This window comes from Paenibacillus sp. S02, from assembly GCF_019454065.1.
Taxonomy (GTDB): domain Bacteria; phylum Bacillota; class Bacilli; order Paenibacillales; family Paenibacillaceae; genus Paenibacillus; species Paenibacillus polymyxa_B.
On sequence record NZ_CP073682.1, the window covers coordinates 4,066,732 to 4,085,838 of the forward strand.

Annotated in this window: 16 protein-coding genes; 2 read left to right on the forward strand and 14 right to left on the reverse strand. The window is 45.8% G+C overall.

Features of this window, described 5'->3' with window-relative positions; genetic code table 11:
* Window positions 1–23 precede the first annotated feature (23 nt).
* From KAI36_RS18035 to hrcA, 8 genes are all read right to left on the reverse strand, one after another.
* Window positions 24–1,220: an NAD(P)-dependent malic enzyme gene (locus KAI36_RS18035; RefSeq protein ID WP_220025623.1), complete on the reverse strand. Its 1,197-nt coding sequence runs from the start codon at window positions 1,218–1,220 to the stop codon at window positions 24–26.
* Window positions 1,221–1,283: 63 nt separating this feature from the next.
* Window positions 1,284–2,630 (reverse strand): 2-hydroxycarboxylate transporter family protein, encoded by a 1,347-nt coding sequence (locus tag KAI36_RS18040; RefSeq protein WP_220025624.1) that lies wholly within the window; start codon window positions 2,628–2,630, stop codon window positions 1,284–1,286.
* A gap of 121 nt (window positions 2,631–2,751) precedes the next feature.
* Window positions 2,752–3,459, reverse strand: a complete 708-nt coding sequence (gene dcuR, locus KAI36_RS18045; RefSeq protein WP_160789664.1) for a two-component system response regulator DcuR — start codon at window positions 3,457–3,459, stop codon at window positions 2,752–2,754.
* The gene (dcuS, locus tag KAI36_RS18050; protein WP_220025625.1) at window positions 3,452–5,107 is read right to left on the reverse strand and encodes a DcuS/MalK family sensor histidine kinase; all 1,656 of its coding nucleotides are present in this window, start codon (window positions 5,105–5,107) and stop codon (window positions 3,452–3,454) included. Before dcuS ends, dcuR begins: the two co-directional genes overlap by 8 nt.
* A 155-nt stretch (window positions 5,108–5,262) precedes the next feature.
* A complete protein-coding gene (gene dnaJ, locus KAI36_RS18055) occupies window positions 5,263–6,390 on the reverse strand; it encodes a molecular chaperone DnaJ (protein ID WP_220025626.1) in 1,128 nt (375 codons plus the stop codon).
* 247 nt (window positions 6,391–6,637) lie between these two features.
* Complete coding sequence (dnaK, locus tag KAI36_RS18060) at window positions 6,638–8,482, reverse strand: molecular chaperone DnaK (protein WP_023989512.1); 1,845 nt, start codon at window positions 8,480–8,482, stop codon at window positions 6,638–6,640.
* Window positions 8,483–8,569: 87 nt separating this feature from the next.
* Entirely contained in the window at window positions 8,570–9,142 is a 573-nt protein-coding gene (grpE, locus tag KAI36_RS18065; RefSeq protein ID WP_013311172.1) for a nucleotide exchange factor GrpE, read from the reverse strand.
* Between the two features lie 121 nt (window positions 9,143–9,263).
* Window positions 9,264–10,295: a heat-inducible transcriptional repressor HrcA gene (gene hrcA, locus KAI36_RS18070; RefSeq protein WP_013372178.1), complete on the reverse strand. Its 1,032-nt coding sequence runs from the start codon at window positions 10,293–10,295 to the stop codon at window positions 9,264–9,266.
* Window positions 10,296–10,625: 330 nt separating this feature from the next.
* On the opposite strand from hrcA, the gene KAI36_RS18075 reads away from it, so the two are divergent.
* Entirely contained in the window at window positions 10,626–11,192 is a 567-nt protein-coding gene (locus KAI36_RS18075; protein ID WP_258382194.1) for a hypothetical protein, read from the forward strand.
* A gap of 80 nt (window positions 11,193–11,272) precedes the next feature.
* Here KAI36_RS18075 and KAI36_RS18080 read toward each other — a convergent pair whose 3' ends face one another.
* The 6 genes from KAI36_RS18080 to gpr form a co-directional block, all read right to left on the reverse strand.
* The gene (locus tag KAI36_RS18080; RefSeq protein ID WP_013311174.1) at window positions 11,273–11,749 is read right to left on the reverse strand and encodes an N-acetyltransferase; all 477 of its coding nucleotides are present in this window, start codon (window positions 11,747–11,749) and stop codon (window positions 11,273–11,275) included.
* Between the two features lie 164 nt (window positions 11,750–11,913).
* Window positions 11,914–13,101, reverse strand: coding sequence for a radical SAM family heme chaperone HemW (gene hemW / locus KAI36_RS18085; protein ID WP_025723343.1), 1,188 nt, complete (start codon window positions 13,099–13,101; stop codon window positions 11,914–11,916).
* Between the two features lie 555 nt (window positions 13,102–13,656).
* On the reverse strand, window positions 13,657–15,471 hold the full coding sequence (gene lepA / locus KAI36_RS18090) for a translation elongation factor 4 (protein ID WP_025723342.1): 1,815 nt from the start codon (window positions 15,469–15,471) through the stop codon (window positions 13,657–13,659).
* A 71-nt stretch (window positions 15,472–15,542) separates the two neighbouring features.
* Window positions 15,543–16,055 carry a hypothetical protein gene (locus KAI36_RS18095; protein ID WP_220025627.1) on the reverse strand — a complete coding sequence of 171 codons (513 nt, stop codon included), beginning with the start codon at window positions 16,053–16,055 and terminating at the stop codon, window positions 15,543–15,545.
* A gap of 27 nt (window positions 16,056–16,082) precedes the next feature.
* Window positions 16,083–17,351, reverse strand: a complete 1,269-nt coding sequence (locus tag KAI36_RS18100) for a stage II sporulation protein P (protein ID WP_220025628.1) — start codon at window positions 17,349–17,351, stop codon at window positions 16,083–16,085.
* A gap of 223 nt (window positions 17,352–17,574) precedes the next feature.
* A complete protein-coding gene (gpr, locus tag KAI36_RS18105; protein WP_023989518.1) occupies window positions 17,575–18,576 on the reverse strand; it encodes a GPR endopeptidase in 1,002 nt (333 codons plus the stop codon).
* A gap of 198 nt (window positions 18,577–18,774) precedes the next feature.
* Between gpr and rpsT the strand changes: the two genes are divergently transcribed.
* Window positions 18,775–19,047, forward strand: coding sequence for a 30S ribosomal protein S20 (gene rpsT, locus KAI36_RS18110; protein ID WP_013311181.1), 273 nt, complete (start codon window positions 18,775–18,777; stop codon window positions 19,045–19,047).
* Window positions 19,048–19,107: the final 60 nt, after the last annotated feature.

Consider the following 19,107-nt stretch of genomic DNA (forward strand, 5'->3'; position numbering starts at 1 on the left):
ATAGTTTGTGAAGAATATAACTTTTACGGGTGTAAAGTAGCAGCCGGAGCTTCACCTGACTTGGCCACTCCTGTCTCCAATGCAGCACGAATGACAGCATCCCGTACCTTTTGAACCACCTTCGGATTAAAAACATTCGGTATGATATAAGTTTCACTTAGCTCCTCAGGACAGATCGCATCAGCGATGGCAAGTCCGGCAGCTAGTTTCATTTCCTCATTAATCGTCGTAGCATGGCAATCTAGAGCACCCCGGAAAATTCCCGGAAAGCATAGCACATTGTTAATCTGATTTGGAAAATCGGAGCGGCCGGTAGCAAGCACACGTACATGAGGTGCGGCTACAGCCGGATCAATTTCCGGCTTCGGATTCGCCATGGCGAACACAATAGGATCAGTTGCCATGCTCTGTATATCCTCCACAGTCAGTATATTCGGGCCTGACACACCGATGAACACATCGGCTCCCACAATCACATCGGATAAACTTCCACTTAAATTGTGCGGATTAGTCATGTTCGCATACTCTGTCCAATGCGGGTTACTGTACTCCACGTCACGATGAATAGCTCCCTGTCGATCAACGCCAATCAGATTGCGCACACCTGCCTTGAGCAGCATACGGGAGCAGGCCATACCCGCCGCACCGATCCCTGCAAATACAACTTTGACATCCTCCATTTTTTTGCCACATACCTTTAATGCATTGACCAGACCCGCTAATACAACGACTGCCGTACCATGCTGATCATCATGAAATACTGGAATGTCTAGTTCCTGCTTCAACCGTCTCTCGATTTCAAAACAGCGTGGCGAAGATATATCTTCCAAATTAATGCCGCCAAAGGCAGGAGCAATCATTTTGACAATTTGAACAATTTCATCAGCGTCCTTAGTGTTGAGACAGATTGGGAAGGCGTCAACACCTGCAAATTGTTTGAACAACACTGCTTTACCCTCCATCACAGGCATAGCGGCCTCCGGGCCGATATCTCCTAATCCAAGTACCGCGGTTCCGTCTGATACGACTGCTACTGTATTCTTTTTGATCGTTAATTGATACGCTTTGGCTGGGTCATTGGCGATTTCCATACAGATTTCAGCTACACCCGGCGTATAAACTTTGGACAGCCCCTCCATCGTTTCAATTGGCTTCTTTGGTAAGGTCTCCATTTTGCCACCTGCATGTAATTCTCTAATTTCATCTATTAAACTGCTCATATTTTTCTCCGTCCTTTCATGTCTCTATTTGGATATGAATCTCAGTCCTGTGTATAAAACTCATCAGCTCCATAATTGGAGTAACAAAGTTGCTAAAATGACCGTGCCTGCCCCTCCAATACGTGTTGCAATTTGCGCAAAAGGCATCAGTTCCATCCGATTGGACGCAGACAGAATGGCTACATCTCCCGTCCCCCCTAATCCACCGCGACAGCTAGTCACCAAAGCAGCTTCTACGGGATACATGTGAATCCATTTTCCTGTGAAGTATCCGGTAACAATCAATGCAACTACAACAGATGCACAGGTGATGGCATAAGGAACCGTTAAAATCCCAACTACACTATCCAAAGGTACATACAAAATACCCAATCCCACCATCAAGGGCCACGTCAGACTTGCCGTTATACATTTGTACAAGTGAAAAGCTCCCTGCTCCAATGTGTTCGGCATGATCTGAATGCACTTAATTAATGCCGCCGCCAGAATCATGAGGATCGGACCTGGAATATGGAGATACGGCTCCAGCAACTTACCCACAATAAAGAAAGTGCAAGCTAACAGCAGACCTCCTCCCATCAATGGAAAAGAAATCGATTGCTCCAAACTTGCTGGAGCTAACTTGTCTGCATCTTTCTCTAGTTTTAATAACCTCCCGTTACCTGAAGTTTTTGGATTTTTCTCTGCTAATCTCTTCAGAACACCCGCACCTATGATTGCAACAATGTTCCCGATAATTGCAGCCGGGATAAACTGGGATACGAATACTGCGGAATCCTTGCCCAGCACCAATCCATACGAAATGGACAACGGTAAAATGCCCTCCCCAATCCCACCGGAGATAATCGGAATGATGATGAAAAAAAATGTATGATAGGCGCTATAGCCAAAAGCCATACCCACCACCATCCCCACGGCAACAGCTGCGATAGATCCTATAATAATGGGGGCAAAAATTTTGATAATTCCGTTCATCAGCATTTTCCGATCCATGCCAAGAATACTTCCCGTTACTAGACATGCGATGTAGAAGTAAAGAAAATTCGAGGTTTTCATAAGCGTGTGTACAGCACCCATCGCAGATGGACTGAACATATTCCAAAAAACCATTAACGATGGAACCATAAGAGATAAAATGGCCGGTCCGCCAATATGCTTAAGCAACGGAAGCTTGGCCCCTAGATCACTGAGCAGTATACCTAAAATCATGATGACGGCAAACCCGCCTAACAGATCATTCGGAAGTCTTTCAGTAATTGCAGCTGCATAAACAATCAGCGCGATCACGGCATAGAGTGGAAGAGGAATAACTCCTACCTTTACCCTACCCAGTATTCTGATGCCATCTACAAAATTTTTACTCCATCTTTGCCCCTTTTGAATGACAGGCTGATTCGTAGCATTTTCCATAAATCTCCCTCCATAAAGTGAAGAATGATGATCATGTTTCCATTCTACACCTTGGAAAACGCTTTATTTGGTTTTAAAACTAATCATTCACTTTTGTAATTAAAGTAATCAGAAAGAAGATTTAAATAAAACTATTCATGATGCCTTCTGCCTGTGGCAATATTCGGTATTGGTAAACAGGGCGCCCTATGGTACCGTATATGGTTTCCATGGAAAGAGCCTCAATCTCTGTCATAAAAGCCAGGTACTTGCGCATAGACACCCTGGATATCCCTGCGCTCTCCGCGATATCCTCGGTGGAAAATAGCACCTTATTATGCCGCTGGATACAATTCCATATCATAGACAGCGTGGATTTAGTTATGCCTTTGGGCAACCGTGCCAAGTCTTTAGTCAAGCTTTTATGATAAATCAGTCGGTCCAGTTCTTCCTGCGAAAGTAGGCTGCGCTCACGCACGATGCTAATGTGCTCTCGGTACCCCGTGAGGGCCTCCAAAAAACGGTTAAAGTGGAACGGCTTAATCAAGTAATCCACCGCGCCAAAGTTCATCGCTTTTTTGACACTGTTCATGTCACTTGCAGCCGAGATGACAATGACATCTATATTTACACCTGTCTCCCGTATGAATGACAGTAAATCGAGGCCATTGCTTTCCTGCATATACACATCTAGCAATATCAAATCAATGGCTTGTTCAGCTATATATTTCTTAGCCTCTTCCACAGAAGAAGCCCAACCCCCACATCGAAAACCTTCCACCTGCTCCATATATTTGCGGTTAAATTCCGCAACCATCGGATCATCTTCTACAATCAGGACATTAATCATGTTCATCATTCCCCGCTATAATGTATGGAATCGCAATCTGAAAACAGCACCCTTGCTCGGCTGGGATCAACTTTATACTTCCCTGTAATCTTTTCACGCTTTGCGTCACCAGATAAAGACCCATCCCTCGTGACTCTCCCTTGGTCGAAAAACCTTTTTCAAATATAGCCTTCACAAGCCCTTCCGGTATACCCGGACCATTATCGCACATAATACAGGTCAGATAGCCGTTCTTCTGGCTTTCCTCATAATAAAGTGAAAGGGTAATCCGCTTGTGCTCCAAAGATTCCATCGCCTCCACCGCATTATCAAACAGATTGCCAAGAATAGTAATCAGTTCATGCGTCGTCTGAGTTTGACTGGATTCGGGCAAGTAACTACCTGGAGTCAGTTCAAAATTCACCCCTACTTCCCTGGCCCGACTTAATTTCCCCAACACAAACCCTGCCATAACTGGGTCCCTGATCTGCCGGGTGATGGAGCCAATCTCCACTTGATGATGCTCGACGGCATCCATAATGTAATGCTCCAGTTTATCGTACATTCGCAAGTGTACCATCCCCATAATGACATGCAGCTTGTTCATAAATTCATGAGCCTGCGCACGTAGTGCTTCCGTGTACAGGGACACTCCTGTCAAACGTTCCGCAAGCTGGTTCATCTCCGTTTTATCTCGAAAGGTTACAATTGCTCCCACAATTTCTCCTTTGACCTGTATCGGAACACTGGTGGTCAGCAAGGTTATTCCACCCAGCTCCATTTCCTCATCCATCTGTGGAGTACTCGCTTCCAAGACCTCTTGCAATCGAAAAGCGGATAAATAAACGGTAATCTCCTGTCCGGAGAATGAGAAATCTTCAATCCCCGCTTGCCTAAGCAGACGTATCGCTTCTGCATTCATCAGCATGACGCGACCGAATTCATCTACCGCAATAACCCCTTCCTTGATGGATTGCAACATAGCGCTGCGTTCCTCCAGCAAGCGTGCGATTTCCGGCGGCTCCAGTCCGACTAGCATATTTTTGATTTTACGAGCCAGCACAACCGCACCTCCAGTACCAATCAACATACCAGTGCCAATGGCGATAGCAATAAGACGGTTGTTGCCTTCCTGAGCCATCTGTACATCTTGCATGGATATACCCACAACAATCGCCCCTACCTGTTTCCCCGTTAAACTGAACACGGGGGAAAAGGCTCGCATGGACAAGCCCAATGTTCCCTTCGCAACGGACACGCTCTCATGGCCATGAAGTGCAGTATACTCGTCTCCGCCGACAAAGGCTTTGCCGATCATCCTAGCATCCGGGTGCGTTTTACGAATTCCCTTCATATCCATAGCCACGATAAACTGGATGTGATTTGCTGCTGAAACCCTCTTCACATACTCCTGCATGGAAGGAGACGAACCTGTCCCTTGCAATTGCTCGACAATAAGCGGGGTATGGGCGAGTGTACGCGCAATGGACATTGCCTTTTCTTCCAGTCCCTTCTCAGTTTCATGTTCCACTCTCTCAGCAAATAACAGGGTTACAGGCAGAAGCACAAGTGCCATAACTAGACATACTAGCAGTGTAATTAGGCCTCTGAGCTTTAGTAGCGGTTTACCCCGACGTAGCTTGAGCTGTACATTTCCGATGGAACTCACCCCTTTCTACTTGATATTAAGTCTCGACAGTTCAACATGCCTATACAAAAATGGTTATGTATGTGTTTACGTGAATATAAAAAAAGGAACTATCCCGCAATTGCGGAATAGTTTCCTTTGATTCATGGTTGAAGCTCCGCGATTCCTAATTGGGCTTAGTCGCCTCGGAAGGCGCGCTTCACACGGTCAAAAAAAGACTGCTCATTCTCATGTGTCTGCTCTCCGCTAAGCGAAGAGAACTGACGCAGCAAATCCTTTTGTTCCTCACTCAGCTTGCTAGGCGTTACCACAACGACCTTAATATGCTGGTCACCCTGACCTACGCCACGCAGTTTTGGCACACCTTTTCCTTTAAGACGGAAGTAAGTACCTGTTTGCGTACCTGCTGGAACTTTCAGCTTCACTTTCTCGGTCAACGTTGGGATCTCGACTTCATCTCCCAATGCTGCCTGTGAGAACGTCAGCGGAATTTCACAGTAGATATCGTCTCCCTCACGCTCAAAGAAGTCATGCGACTTCACACGGAACACGACGTACAAATCACCTGCCGGTCCTCCGTTGACACCGCCTTCGCCTTCACCGTTAATACGCATTTGTGCGCCGTCATCCACACCCGCTGGAATGCGGATATGAATTTTACGTTGCTTGCGTACCCGACCCGAACCGCTACAAGTCGTACATTTTTCTTTAATGATTTTACCGGAACCGCCGCAATTGGAGCAGGCGCGTCGATTAACCATACGACCAAACGGTGTATTCTGCACCACTTCTTCCTGTCCGCTGCCGTGGCAGACGGAGCAGGTTTGTGGTTGAGTACCCGCTTTGGCTCCCGTACCGTGACACGTATCACATGTTTCCGTACGTTCAATATGAATGTCGGTTTCTTTACCGAACACCGCTTCCTTGAATTCAATCGTCATCGTATATTGAAGATCGTTCCCACGTTGCGGTGCATTCGGATCACGTCGACCGTTGCCGCCGCCAAAGAACATATCAAAAATATCGCCAAACCCGCCACCGAAGTCGGCGCCACCACCGAAGCCGCCTCCCATGCCCTGGTTCGGGTCTACATGACCATACTGATCGTATCTTGCCCGCTTCTGACCATCGCTGAGAACATCGTAAGCTTCTTTCACTTCTTTAAATTTAGTTTCCGCGTCCGCAGCCTTGTTCACGTCCGGATGATACTGACGCGCAAGCTTACGGTAAGCCTTTTTGACTTCTTCATCCGAAGCGCCCTTCGCGACGCCCAGCACCTCATAATAATCACGCTTATCAGCCAATGTTCCACCCCCATGCCTACAACGTGTCTGCACTACATATAAAAGGAAAGCCAAAGGCACGGGATGACCCGGCTTTGACCTTCCCATCATTTCAAGGCAGTACAACCCGTAATATGCTTATTTATCTTGGAAATAACTGTTACCCTTCGGCTAATTGTTATTTATCAAGGCAGCTACGCTGCAATTACTATTCAGTATATCATAACGCATCGGTGTACCGTAAAGCTACCACTACCCGATCCGTAGCTTAGTCTTTCTTCTGGTCTTCGTCAACAACTTCATAGTCCGCGTCAACCACATTGTCGCGACCTTTGCTGTCTGCTGCGCCATCTTGAGCTTGTTGAGCCTGTGCTTCTTGAGCAGCTTGCTCATATAGCTTCACAGACAATTGCTGAACGATTTCAGTCAGTTCTTCAGTAGCTTTTTTGATGTCTTCCAGGTTGTCGGTTTCCAGCGTTTTTTGCAGATTTTCTTTAGCTGCATTTGCTTTTTCGACTTCGCCTGCATCCGCTTTTTCGCCCAGATCTTTAATCGTTTTGTCTACAGAGTAGATCAGTTGATCCGCAGCATTTTTCGCTTCTACCAAATCTTTGCGTTTTTTATCTTCTTCCGCATGCAACTCGGCATCCTTCATCATACGTTCTACTTCCTCGTCGCTCAAGCCGCTGGAAGATGTGATCGTAATTTTTTGGCTTTTGCCTGTGCCTTTATCTGTAGCGGATACGTTCACGATACCATTCGCATCCAGATCAAAGGTAACTTCGATTTGTGGTACACCACGTGGTGCTGGAGGGATATCTCCCAATTGGAAACGACCCAGTGTTTTGTTGCCTGCTGCCATTTCACGTTCACCTTGCAACACGTGAATTTCTACGCTAGGCTGATTGTCGGCATATGTCGAGAATACCTGCGATTTGCTCGTAGGGATCGTCGTGTTACGATCAATCATTTTAGTAAACACGCCACCTGCGGTTTCAATACCGAGGGACAGTGGAGTTACGTCAAGGAGAACGACGTCTTTCACATCACCAGTCAGTACACCCGCTTGAACTGCCGCGCCCAAAGCTACCACTTCATCAGGGTTTACGCCTTTGTGTGGCTCTTTACCTGTCAGCTTTTTGATTGCTTCTTGTACAGCCGGAATCCGTGTGGAACCGCCGACCAGAACGATTTTGTCGATGTCGCTGGCACTCATGCCTGCATCTTTCATTGCTTGACGAGTAGGTCCCAATGTACGTTCTACCAGACCTTCAGACAATTCTTCAAATTTCGCACGAGTCAGGTTCAACTCCAAATGCTGTGGAACGCCATCAGCTACTGTGATAAACGGCAAAGAAATCGTCGTTGTCAGTACGCCGGACAGTTCTTTTTTCGCTTTTTCCGCTGCATCTTTCAGACGTTGTACAGCAGCTTTATCTTTGCTCAGGTCGATGCCTTGATCTTTTTTGAACTCATTTACGAGGTAATCAATAATCACTTGGTCAAAGTCATCGCCACCCAGCTTGTTATCGCCGCTTGTTGCTTTAACTTCGAAGAAACCGTCGCCCAGTTCCAGAATGGATACGTCGAATGTACCGCCACCCAAGTCATACACGAGGATCGTTTGGTCTTCGGATTTTTCCATACCGTATGCCAATGCAGCTGCTGTTGGCTCGTTGACAATCCGCAGAACTTCCAGACCAGCAATTTTACCTGCATCCTTGGTTGCTTGACGTTGACCGTCATTGAAGTAAGCTGGAACAGTAATAACAGCTTGAGTAACCGTTTGTCCCAGGTAAGCTTCAGCATCGGATTTCAGCTTTTGCAAAATCATAGCGGAAATTTCCTGTGCGGAATATTCCTTGCCGTCAATGCTTTCTTTATGGTTTGTACCCATGTGACGTTTGATGGACATAATTGTACGATCCGGGTTCGTAATTGCTTGGCGTTTTGCCGTTTCCCCTACAGTACGTTCTCCATCTTTTTTGAAACCAACAACGGAAGGGGTTGTGCGTGCGCCTTCCGGATTTGGAATAACGACCGCTTCGCCGCCCTCCATAACAGCCACACAAGAGTTGGTTGTACCTAAGTCAATACCGATTACTTTGCTCATCGGACAATTCCTCCTTCTGTATATACGAGGCCCGCAGGCCAGAATGGTTGAATCAAAATGATGTATTTCTAATGTATATTGAAAAAGCTACATGCTCACTTTTACCATCGCTGGACGAAGCACCTTGTCCTTCAGCATGTATCCTTTTTGTACCTCTTCAACGACGATGCCTTCCTCATGCTCTTCGCTCTCCACCTGCATAATAGCCTGATGGAAATCCGGATTAAACGGTTGTCCCACCGAATTCATGGCCGTTACACCCTCTGCCTGAAGCACACTCTCAAACTGGCGGAAAATCATTTCCACGCCTTTGCTGAATGACTCAGACTCCGCTCCTTGCGGTGCTGTTGCCAGCGCACGCTCGAAGTTATCCAAAACAGGCACCAACTCGGTAACCAGCTTCATAGATGCATATTTGGCAAGGTCTTCTTTTTCTTTCAGCGTACGACGGCGAAAATTATCAAAATCCGCCTGAGCGCGTAAAAACCGCTGTTGATGCTCTTCCGCCTGTGCGCGAAGCTTAGTCAGCTCTGTTTCGCTTTCTTGGTCTTCCAGTGCTGCCGCTTCATTAACCGGCTCTTCCTGCTGGCTCGTTTCGGCGGCTTCCTCTGTGCTTACATTTTGTTGTTTTTCTTCTTGGAACGCTTGTTCTTCCTTCAAAATGTTTCACCTCCTTCAAGTCATAACTGCCTTTACAAAAACACGCAACAATGCACCCGCGCAGGATACAAACCGTATCCCGGCGCGGAACATGTAGTACCGCAACCTATGCGGTCTTGTTCTATTTAAACCGTTGCGTTAGCATTGCGGTCAAATCCTTAGACAGGATACCCAAAATATTAATAACTCTCGCATATTCCATCCGTGTCGGACCCAGTATGCCTATAGTGCCCAACGCTTCTCCGTCTACTGCATACGTAGCAGTAATCAGGCTGCAATTGGCAAACGCCTCATGATCATTTTCAGTGCCGATGCGGACTTGAATTTCAGGTGCCCCGGCAACAGGTGTCATTAGTTTAAGCAGCGTTGGTGTTTCCTCCAGCAGATCGAGAATATGTTTAACCTTTTCTACATCTTTAAATTCAGGTTGATTGAGCATGTTCGTCGCACCGCTCAAATACAAGCGCTGATCCGATTCATTATCCAGTGCTTTATCCAGCACCTTCATAGCGTCCTCAAAATGAGACACATGCTTCTCCATCTCCTGACCAAGTGCGGTGTAAAGGCGTGATTTAAGCTGATAAATCGGCACACCGACCAGCTTGCTGTTCAGTAAATTCACAACCTTCTCCATCTCGGAAATCGAAATTCCCGGTGGAATATCTACCGTTTTATTCTCCACCTGACCGGTATTGGTCACGATAATCGCTACAGCCGTCGTTTCGTTGAGCGGCAGCAGCTGAAAATGACGCAATGAAGTATGAAAAACCTCCGGCCCAAGCAGGATGGAAGTATAATTGGTCATATGGGACAAAATGCCTGACGCATGCTGGATCACTTGCTCCATTACATTCAGCTTTTCGGCATAAAAGGCTTTCAGTTCCCGCATTTCCATAGGCTTCAGTGTATTCAGTGGCACCAGATGGTCCACATAATAACGATAGCCTTTATGAGACGGGATGCGTCCCGCAGAAGTATGGGGTTGCTCCAGATAGCCCTGTTCCTCCAAATCCGACATTTCATTACGGATCGTGGCCGGGCTGAATCCGACATCCTGCCTTTTGGATATGCTGCGGGAACCCACTGGCTCTGCCGAACGAATGTAGTCATCAATAATCGCATTCAGAATGAGTCTCTGACGTTCGGTTAACAAGCGAATCCCCCCTTGTTGTTTATCCATAATAGCATGATTGTTAAATGGAATCATTAGCACTCGTTCGCGATGAGTGCTAACCGATAATACAAAAATACCAAACCGACCTGATCATTGTCAAGTCAGATCAGTATTTTCAATAAACAAGATTTATTACAACAGTTTAGTTTACTGCAGCAAATGCAAACCGTTTACACTTTTTTGCGAAAAATCTCATTATTCATCGTATTAAAACCGTATTTATGTATAGAGATTCAAAAAACAGAAAATTCGTTCGAGACTATGTCTTTATACCGTTACATCCTTTTTGTCCTTGAGGAGGAATTAAATTTGAGAACTAATCGCCGCAACCTTTTATACGCATCGATCGCACTTTTACCTACAATTTGCATGTTTCAGATTTTAATCAAATTGTTTCCGTATACAGGACTAGGAAGAATAGCTGCTTTGCCATTAGTTTTCATCCTCAATGCAGCCCTTATTATTTCAGCCATCCATTTAATTCGTAAATTAAGACCCCTATGTTATGCCTTGGTCTTGGTTCCTACAATACTTTTAAGCATGTGGAATACCATTTTGTTTTACCCTCAAGAATTCAGTCCTAGTATTCCCAAGCAAATAAAATACAGTATATCGGCAATACAACATTACAATGATTTAACACTAGCCGATTGGGAAGGATATACATATAGCCCAAGCAGAAGCGGAGCGTCTGAAAGATATGTTGTCGCCTTGTATAAATATAAATACCGAGTTCCATTAGACGGCACTGCATACTTTTATAATGATACTGATTATCATAAGGACCATCCTATAAGAAGCCTGAATGGAATACCTTCCGAACTGGAGCCTCATCATCAATTCATTTGGTGGTTGCTAAAAGCATATGAGAAATGAACCAGGATTAAATAATGTAGGCTGAATAGCATACGCACGATTATGGCCTGATGAAAAAAACTGACCTCATTAATGACAGGTCAGTTCAGTACTTTCAACACTGCGATTTCATCACAATTGTTTTGTTTACTACAGTGAATGCAGTCGGTCCATACCTTTTCAGGGAAAATCTCTTTACTTACTACATCAAAACCGTTTTTTATAAAAAAGGAGACCTCGTAGGTCAATGCCATAATTTTAGGAATACGTTGCCGCCGTGCTTCTATAATAAGGCCCTCCACGAGCTTGGAGCCAATACCCATACCTTTATGTCCCTCAGAGATGCCAAGGGAGCGAATCTCTACCAGATCAGCGCCCAATTTGCATAAAGAACCACAACCAACAACTTCGCCGTCCACCTCTGCAACAATAAACAGCTCCAGTTGGCGCGTAAGCACTTCCCTCGAACGTGGCAGCATAATCCCTCGCTCTGCATAGCCGCTAATCATTTGATATAAAGGCTCCACATCCTCAGGAACCGCACTTCTGCACAATACATCTTTACACACTGAAGCCATCTTGCTCTCCTCCTGCCGCTTGCCGCATATAATGAATAAATATACAACATCACGCATAGAATCGCAATACTCCATTTACCCTGCTATGACAGAATGGTGTTATAAAATGATTGTCCCAGCTTACGAAGTTGAAACGTGCTGTATTGAAGCCTACGACTTACGACTTATGAATTTACCGTGATTGAACCGATGAACTCTGCAAATACATCATTTCCGAATAAAATGCCGCGTTCACTCAAACGATAACCGTCCTCAATTGATTCGATTAACCCCGCATTGAGCATTTTTCCGAGAGGAGCAGTAAACGTATCCTCCAACGCCTGACCGAATTGAGCTTCAAAGCGGGACTTGGAAACGCCCTCTAGCATTCTCAAACCGACCATAAGAAAATCCTCCATGGCTTCCGCCGCCGGCACCTCAAAGCTATCCAGACGTGGTAAACCATTACGACTAGCCTCCACATACGGATTAATGCCCTTAATGTTCATATGACGCTCTCTGCCAACATATCCATGTGCCCCAGCGCCGAGACCGTAATAGTCCTCATTTCGCCAATAGGTCATGTTGTGCTTGCTCCCCAAGCCTGGTTTTGCGAAATTACTAATCTCATACTGCTCATACCCCGCCTCTTTCATGCGACGCATGAGGAGTAAATACATTTCCAGTTCGTCATCCTCATGTGGAAGTGGCAACTGATTTTTCTGGTACAGTGTATGGAAGAGTGTGTTTTCTTCAACCTTTAAGCTGTAGATAGAGTAATGAGGAAGCTCCAGCTCTAGCGCTCTACTGACGCTTTCATGCAGCATCTCCACCGTTTGGTTCGGCAAACCGAACATCAGGTCAATCGACAGGTTGTCCAAGCCAACCTTACGGGCGTTTTCCAAACTGCGATATACGTCATCTGTACTGTGAATACGACCTATGCCTGTGAGTAGCTCATTCTGAAAAGCCTGTACACCAAAGCTGAGGCGATTGACGCCGCCTTCTTTCATCACAGAGAGTTTTTCAAAATCAGTGGTGCCTGGATTGGCTTCCATGGAAAACTCAATATCTTCCGCCCAATTTGGGAAATAGGTTCGGACGCTCTTCAGGAAATATTCCATTTCTTTCGGGTTTAAGGTAGTTGGTGTTCCGCCCCCGACAAAAATGGTTTTAATCTCTCCTGGCGGGTGAAGCTTGACTGTATGTTCCATCTCCCGTTCCAGTGCATACAGATATTCCATAACAGGTTGATCCTTGAGCACATAAGAGTTGAAATCACAGTAAAAGCATTTATTCGTGCAAAAAGGTATATGCAGGTAAACCGCTTGAGGCGCGGATGAATGTTCATGTTTTTGTATGGATGCGGTCATACCGATCCTCCTTGTCAATTCAGGGTGTGGTGATTGAAAAAAATGGCGAAGAGGGGGGAGAACGCTCCGTGGATGGATCATTCTTCCGATCGCTGTTACCCCCGGATTTTTTCTTTGTAAATAAACTTAATAGGGTAAAATCCGGGGATAAAGGCGAACGCTAACGCTTCTTCAGAACGATTCCATCCACTCCGCTGCTGCCCACCACCATCGGTCATTTTTTGTGATGTAGGTGTTGCAGTAAGAGTAAAGCACCTTTAGAGATACGCTAAAGATACTGTTGTTATACTATTTTTGCAACTGAGATAACAAATACTCCATCTCTGGATAGCTTGCTCAAATAAATAACGTCCATTCTCCATGCACGGCAAATGCCCCATGAAAGAATGGACGAATACCGCTTGGAATCAAGCGGATCGTAATACCTTAGGGTAATCACAGAGTGATTGTACCTAAGCTACTACAGAATCATGCTGTTGTTGCTTATGTGTATTCAATTTATACACACATTTGTGATGTACCGAATTCAATACGATACTGCTGATTCAAGCAGCTTTACTCATCTATTTTCAGTACCGCCATAAATGCTTCCTGTGGTACTTCTACGTTACCGACCTGCTTCATACGCTTCTTGCCCTCTTTTTGCTTTTCAAGCAGCTTCCGTTTACGGGAAATATCGCCGCCGTAGCATTTGGCCAAGACGTTTTTACGCATCGCCTTAACGGTTTCACGCGCCACGACCTTTGTTCCCACAGATGCCTGGATTGGCACCTCGAACATTTGACGCGGGATAAGCTCGCGCAGCTTCTCACAGATGATACGTCCGCGATGATAAGCCCGATCTCTATGCACGATGAACGACAGCGCATCGACCTGCTCGCCATTCAACAAAATATCCATTTTCACCAGGTTGGACTGGCGATAGCCTGAAATCTCATAATCAAAGGAAGCATAGCCTTTGGTACTTGATTTAAGCTGATCGAAGAAATCATATACGATTTCTGACAGCGGAATTTGATACGTAATGGTTACCCGTGTCGTATCCAGGTATTCCATATTTACGTACTCACCACGCTTAGTTTGACAAAGCTCCATCACCGTACCTACGTAATCATTAGGGACGATAATACCTGCTTTAACATAAGGCTCTTCCACATGTTCAATCCGTCCGATTTCCGGATAATTCGATGGGTTGTCGATCTGGATCGTTTCCCCATTCGTCAACTTAATACGGTAAATAACGCTTGGTGCCGTTGTAATCAGTGGAATGTTAAATTCACGTTCAATCCGTTCCTGAATAACGTCCATATGAAGCAGACCAAGGAATCCACAACGGAAGCCAAAACCCAACGCGCTTGATGTTTCTGGCTCAAAGCTGAGCGAAGCATCGTTCAGTTGTAGCTTTTCAAGCGCCTCACGCAGATCGTTATACTCCGATGTTTCGATTGGATACAGACCGCAATATACCATCGGATTAATTTTCCGATAGCCTGGCATCGGTTCTAATGTTGGATTTTTTGCATCTGTCACCGTATCCCCGACACGCGTATCACCCACATGCTTGATACCAGCAACGATAAAACCAACATCACCGATGTTCAGCTCGTCCACGATGCTCATACGTGGCATGAAGGCTCCTACCTCGATAACCTCAAACGTTTTATCGGTCGCCATCATTTTAATTTTGGAGCCTGCCTTGATGCTACCATCTACGACGCGGACATACACAATAACGCCTTTATATGGATCATAATGCGAATCGAAAATAAGCGCCTTCAGCGGATTATTCGGATTCCCTTGCGGAGCAGGTACGCTTCTGACCACCTGTTCCAAAATCTCCTTGATACCGATTCCAGCTTTGGCCGATGCGTGGACAGTCTCGCTCGTATCCAAGCCGATAACATCCTCGATTTCCTGCTTCACCCGTTCAGGATCGGCACTTGGCAAATCAATTTTGTTAAGCACCGGCAGAATTTCCAGATTGTTGTCCAACGCCAAATATACGTTAGCCAATGTCTGTGCTTCAATACCCTGTGCCGCGTCTACAACTAGCAAGGCCCCTTCACAGGCCGCCAAGCTTCGGGAAACCTCATACGTAAAATCGACGTGTCCCGGTGTATCAATCAGATTCAAAATGTACTCTTCGCCGTCATCGGCCTTATAAGTGAGTCGCACTGCCTGGAGCTTGATTGTAATCCCGCGCTCCCGTTCCAGATCCATCTGGTCAAGCACTTGCTCCTGCATTTCACGGGAAGTGAGTGCACCGGTATATTCTAAAATCCGGTCAGCCAGCGTGGATTTACCATGGTCTATATGTGCAATGATACTAAAGTTCCGAATTTTACGTTGTCTTGCCAAAATGTCAGTCATGCCTTACCCCCACACAATGCCTAGTGTCAATCAGCTTATTATAGCAGTTGTACGGGGGGTCAGCAATATTTCTATTCTGTTACTCCATCAAATACAGATACGACCCATCGAATGCCCTGTCTCGACAGGTTTTGAAGCAGCCCAGCTGTTTTGTCCGCCATGGTATCCACCGAAGCTTGCTCTCCCTTGACGGCTAACAGTTCACGAGGCGTCTCCAGGTCCTGAGTATTGACATGCTGCGCAGTCGTCGAATACCACCTGGATGCCCCGAGTTCCGTCTGCTCCTCATTTTCTTTCCTTCCACTAGCTTCATTTATACCCGCTCCCGTTTTCGGCTCAACCTTAACATTTCCACTTGTGCTATACGTACCGCTATATGCACGAGCGTTAGCTGCGGGTGTATCCTCAATAACCGTCTGTTCATATCCGACTTTCTGTTGATTTACCGATTGAATCGTATCCCCGTTCCATTCCGGTCCATACACTGAACGCAGGCCAGATCCTGCCAGTTGCATACCGAGTAGAATGCCTGCCCCCATGAGCAATACAAATCCAAGTGCTTTCTTACGAAAATGTCCAGACATTACCTTTCCCCCTTACCGCTACCTCATTTAATTGCCGCTGTTGCTCTTTTTTGTATCCGATACGTTAGTGCCCGCTTTCTGAGCTTTCTGATCTTCCCAATACACTTCACCGATCATGTCCGCCAAAACGTCTGAGGTGCGTTTCAACTCCTCCTCGGTGTTGTCAATACCCCCGATTTCAATTAAAATGCTATGCGAAGATAAGCTTTGATTGTATTCACCGTTGTTGCCTTTGCCACCATCTTTCCCCCATACACCACGTGATACGCCATGATACGATTTTTCCAGCTTTTCATGAATACGAGCAGCAAAAGCTTCATTTTCGCGCCAATTTTTGTTGTCATGTCCGATAATAAAATACACCTTGGCATAAGAGAGCCCATTAATGGTTGCTGTTGTTTTTCCGTGACGTTGTGAATCTCGATGGATATCAAGTAAATAAGTTAAACCTTTATTTCCAGCTAAAGCTTCCTTGACTGTTTCGCGTGAATATTTATAGGAATAGTTCCAATTGTAATTTTGAACTGTAGTGGCATAATCCTTGTTTACATGCAGTGTGGATATCCCTTGCTTTTCCAGCCTTTTCTTTACGAAGTCTCCTACCCTTGACACATTGGCTGATTTAGAACCTGAATTGGGGTTGGAACTGGTTTTGCTGAGTAGTGGGTTATATGCTTCTCTGGGATGAGAATGGTAGATTAATATACGCTTGTCCCCTTTGGCCGTATCACCTGGATGATCCTCACGTGCAGGATCCGTTTCCGGTGTTGTTGGAATATCTGGCGTAGTAGAACCATGAATCGGCGGGTTCTCAGTTGCATCTGAGCCACCAGGGGCATCCGTCGTTCCCTGATCGGGCTGATAATCCGTAGGACCCTCTACCTTTGTGTTCCCCGAACCCTTGCGCAGCAAGACAGGCGCTCCCGCAGACATGCCAGGAATCTCACGAGAAATGAGACTTTTGGGATCCTGCGGATTAATTCCTGTAAGCATCTGAAAAACAAAAGGCGACCATTGTTCACCCGACAACGAAGATTGCTGTTTCTTTTGTGCCAAATGCGGTACTTCCATACCTAGCATATCCGCAAAAAAACCGCTAGACACCGAACCTGCCAATCCTTTCATCGAAGAAACAGGAGATGTTTGTAGACGATTTTCTGCCAATCCCCCTAGCCCCAAAACGACAAATAAAAGCGCCGAGCCCATGATCAGCAGCACAAGCGTATGTCCCATCGCCAAAATTTCGATACCTTTTCTTCTCCATCTTCCGACGTTCCAGGTCTGAATTTTTTTCATGTGAGCCTTGTCCTCCTTCGTCCCGTCGAAACCCGCTTTATATTCGGAACATAGGGTTCCTATCTGCTGCGGAAATCTCTTATACTTCAACTCTATGAACGGAGAACAATTGCTAGAACACAAAAAATCTCTACCACAGGTATATCACCTCCCTTTTTGAAAGAGATTAGATTCCTGTTAAATAGAGACTTTTGGTATGAAATACGATTTTACCAACCCTTGATTAATGCGTATAGGCGGCGACATTGCCAGGATCAACAGCTTCGTGCAGAGCAGCGTTCAATCCAGTAGCAATGATGTTCGCGATATCTTCAATAAATTCATCGATCTCTTTAGGAGTCACAATCAGATCGTGCCCCAGCGGTTGCAGTACCTCTCTCACCAGCCCAAGTCTCTCAGGTTCTGAAATATCGTCCAACATCCCCAGGATTGCTTTTGTAGAAGCCTTTTCTTTGGTAAAATGTGTTTTCATCAGTTCGATTACGTTATTGACAATGGTAGAAGCATAGCATACCGTCGGAACGCCGATAGCGATACACGGAACACCCATAATATCCTTGGTGATACCGCGCCGCTTGTTGCCAATACCTGAACCTGGATGTATCCCGATATCAGCCACCTGAATGGTCGTATTGACGCGCTCCAGTGAACGTGACGCCAGAGCGTCAATGGCAATAATCAGTTCTGGCTTTGTGCGATCCACGATGCCTTGAACGATTTCACTGGACTCGATCCCCGTAATACCCAGGACGCCCGGTGCAATTGCGCTCACATCTCGATAGCCCGGGTTGATTTGATCAGGTGTCAGTTCAAAAAATTGACGAGTCACCATCAAATTTTCAACGACAAGCGGCCCCAGCGAATCGGGAGTAACGTTCCAGTTGCCCAGACCTACTACCAGTACCTTTGCCGTATTAGAGATCCCTATTTTTTGTATAAAATGCTCCATTTCTTTTGCAAATGCAATAGCTACACGTTGCTGGAGCCCCGTGTCGCCTTCACGCAAGCCGGGTACTTCCAACGTGACGTAATGCCCTTGTACCCGCCCAATACGGTTGGCTCCTTCTTCATTCAGTACGTCCAGCCGTGTGATTTTGATTCCGTTATCTTCCTCCACGTTCTCACTTATGCCCGACAGAGGTACAGGCTGATCCCGTTCAGCCAGTTCTCTTGCCTCTAATGCCAAATCCGTACGTACCGCATACTTCTGCAAATCCAGATCCATCTTTTAAGCCTCCTTGGATACCATCTTTGACTATAGTGTGCGAGACACCCAACAGGTTTATGCACATCCATTTTCATCCTGTAATTCGCATCGCCTCAGAATGTTTTCTTATTGCAATTTGAGGTGTGGCATGCTAAAATATTTTAAGTTGTGAAACGTTTGTGTTCATAAGTAATGCCTTTACAGGAGGTGAATGTAATGCCAAACATCAAATCCGCTATCAAACGCGTTAAAACTAGCGACAAACGCCGTGCGTTGAACGCTTCTCAAAAATCCGCGCTTCGTACAGCAGTAAAAGCTGCCGATACAGCGTTGGTAGGTAACGAAGCTGAAACTGCTGCTGCTGCTTTCAAAGTAGCTTCCCAAAAGCTGGACAAGGCTGTAACTAAAGGTCTGATCCACAAAAATGCAGCTGCTCGCAAGAAATCCCGCTTGGCGAAAAAACTTAACGCTCTTACAGCTCAAGCGTAAGCAAGAGCTACTTTCATACGTTAATGAAAAAAACCTGACCAGCCTTGGCTGATCAGGTTT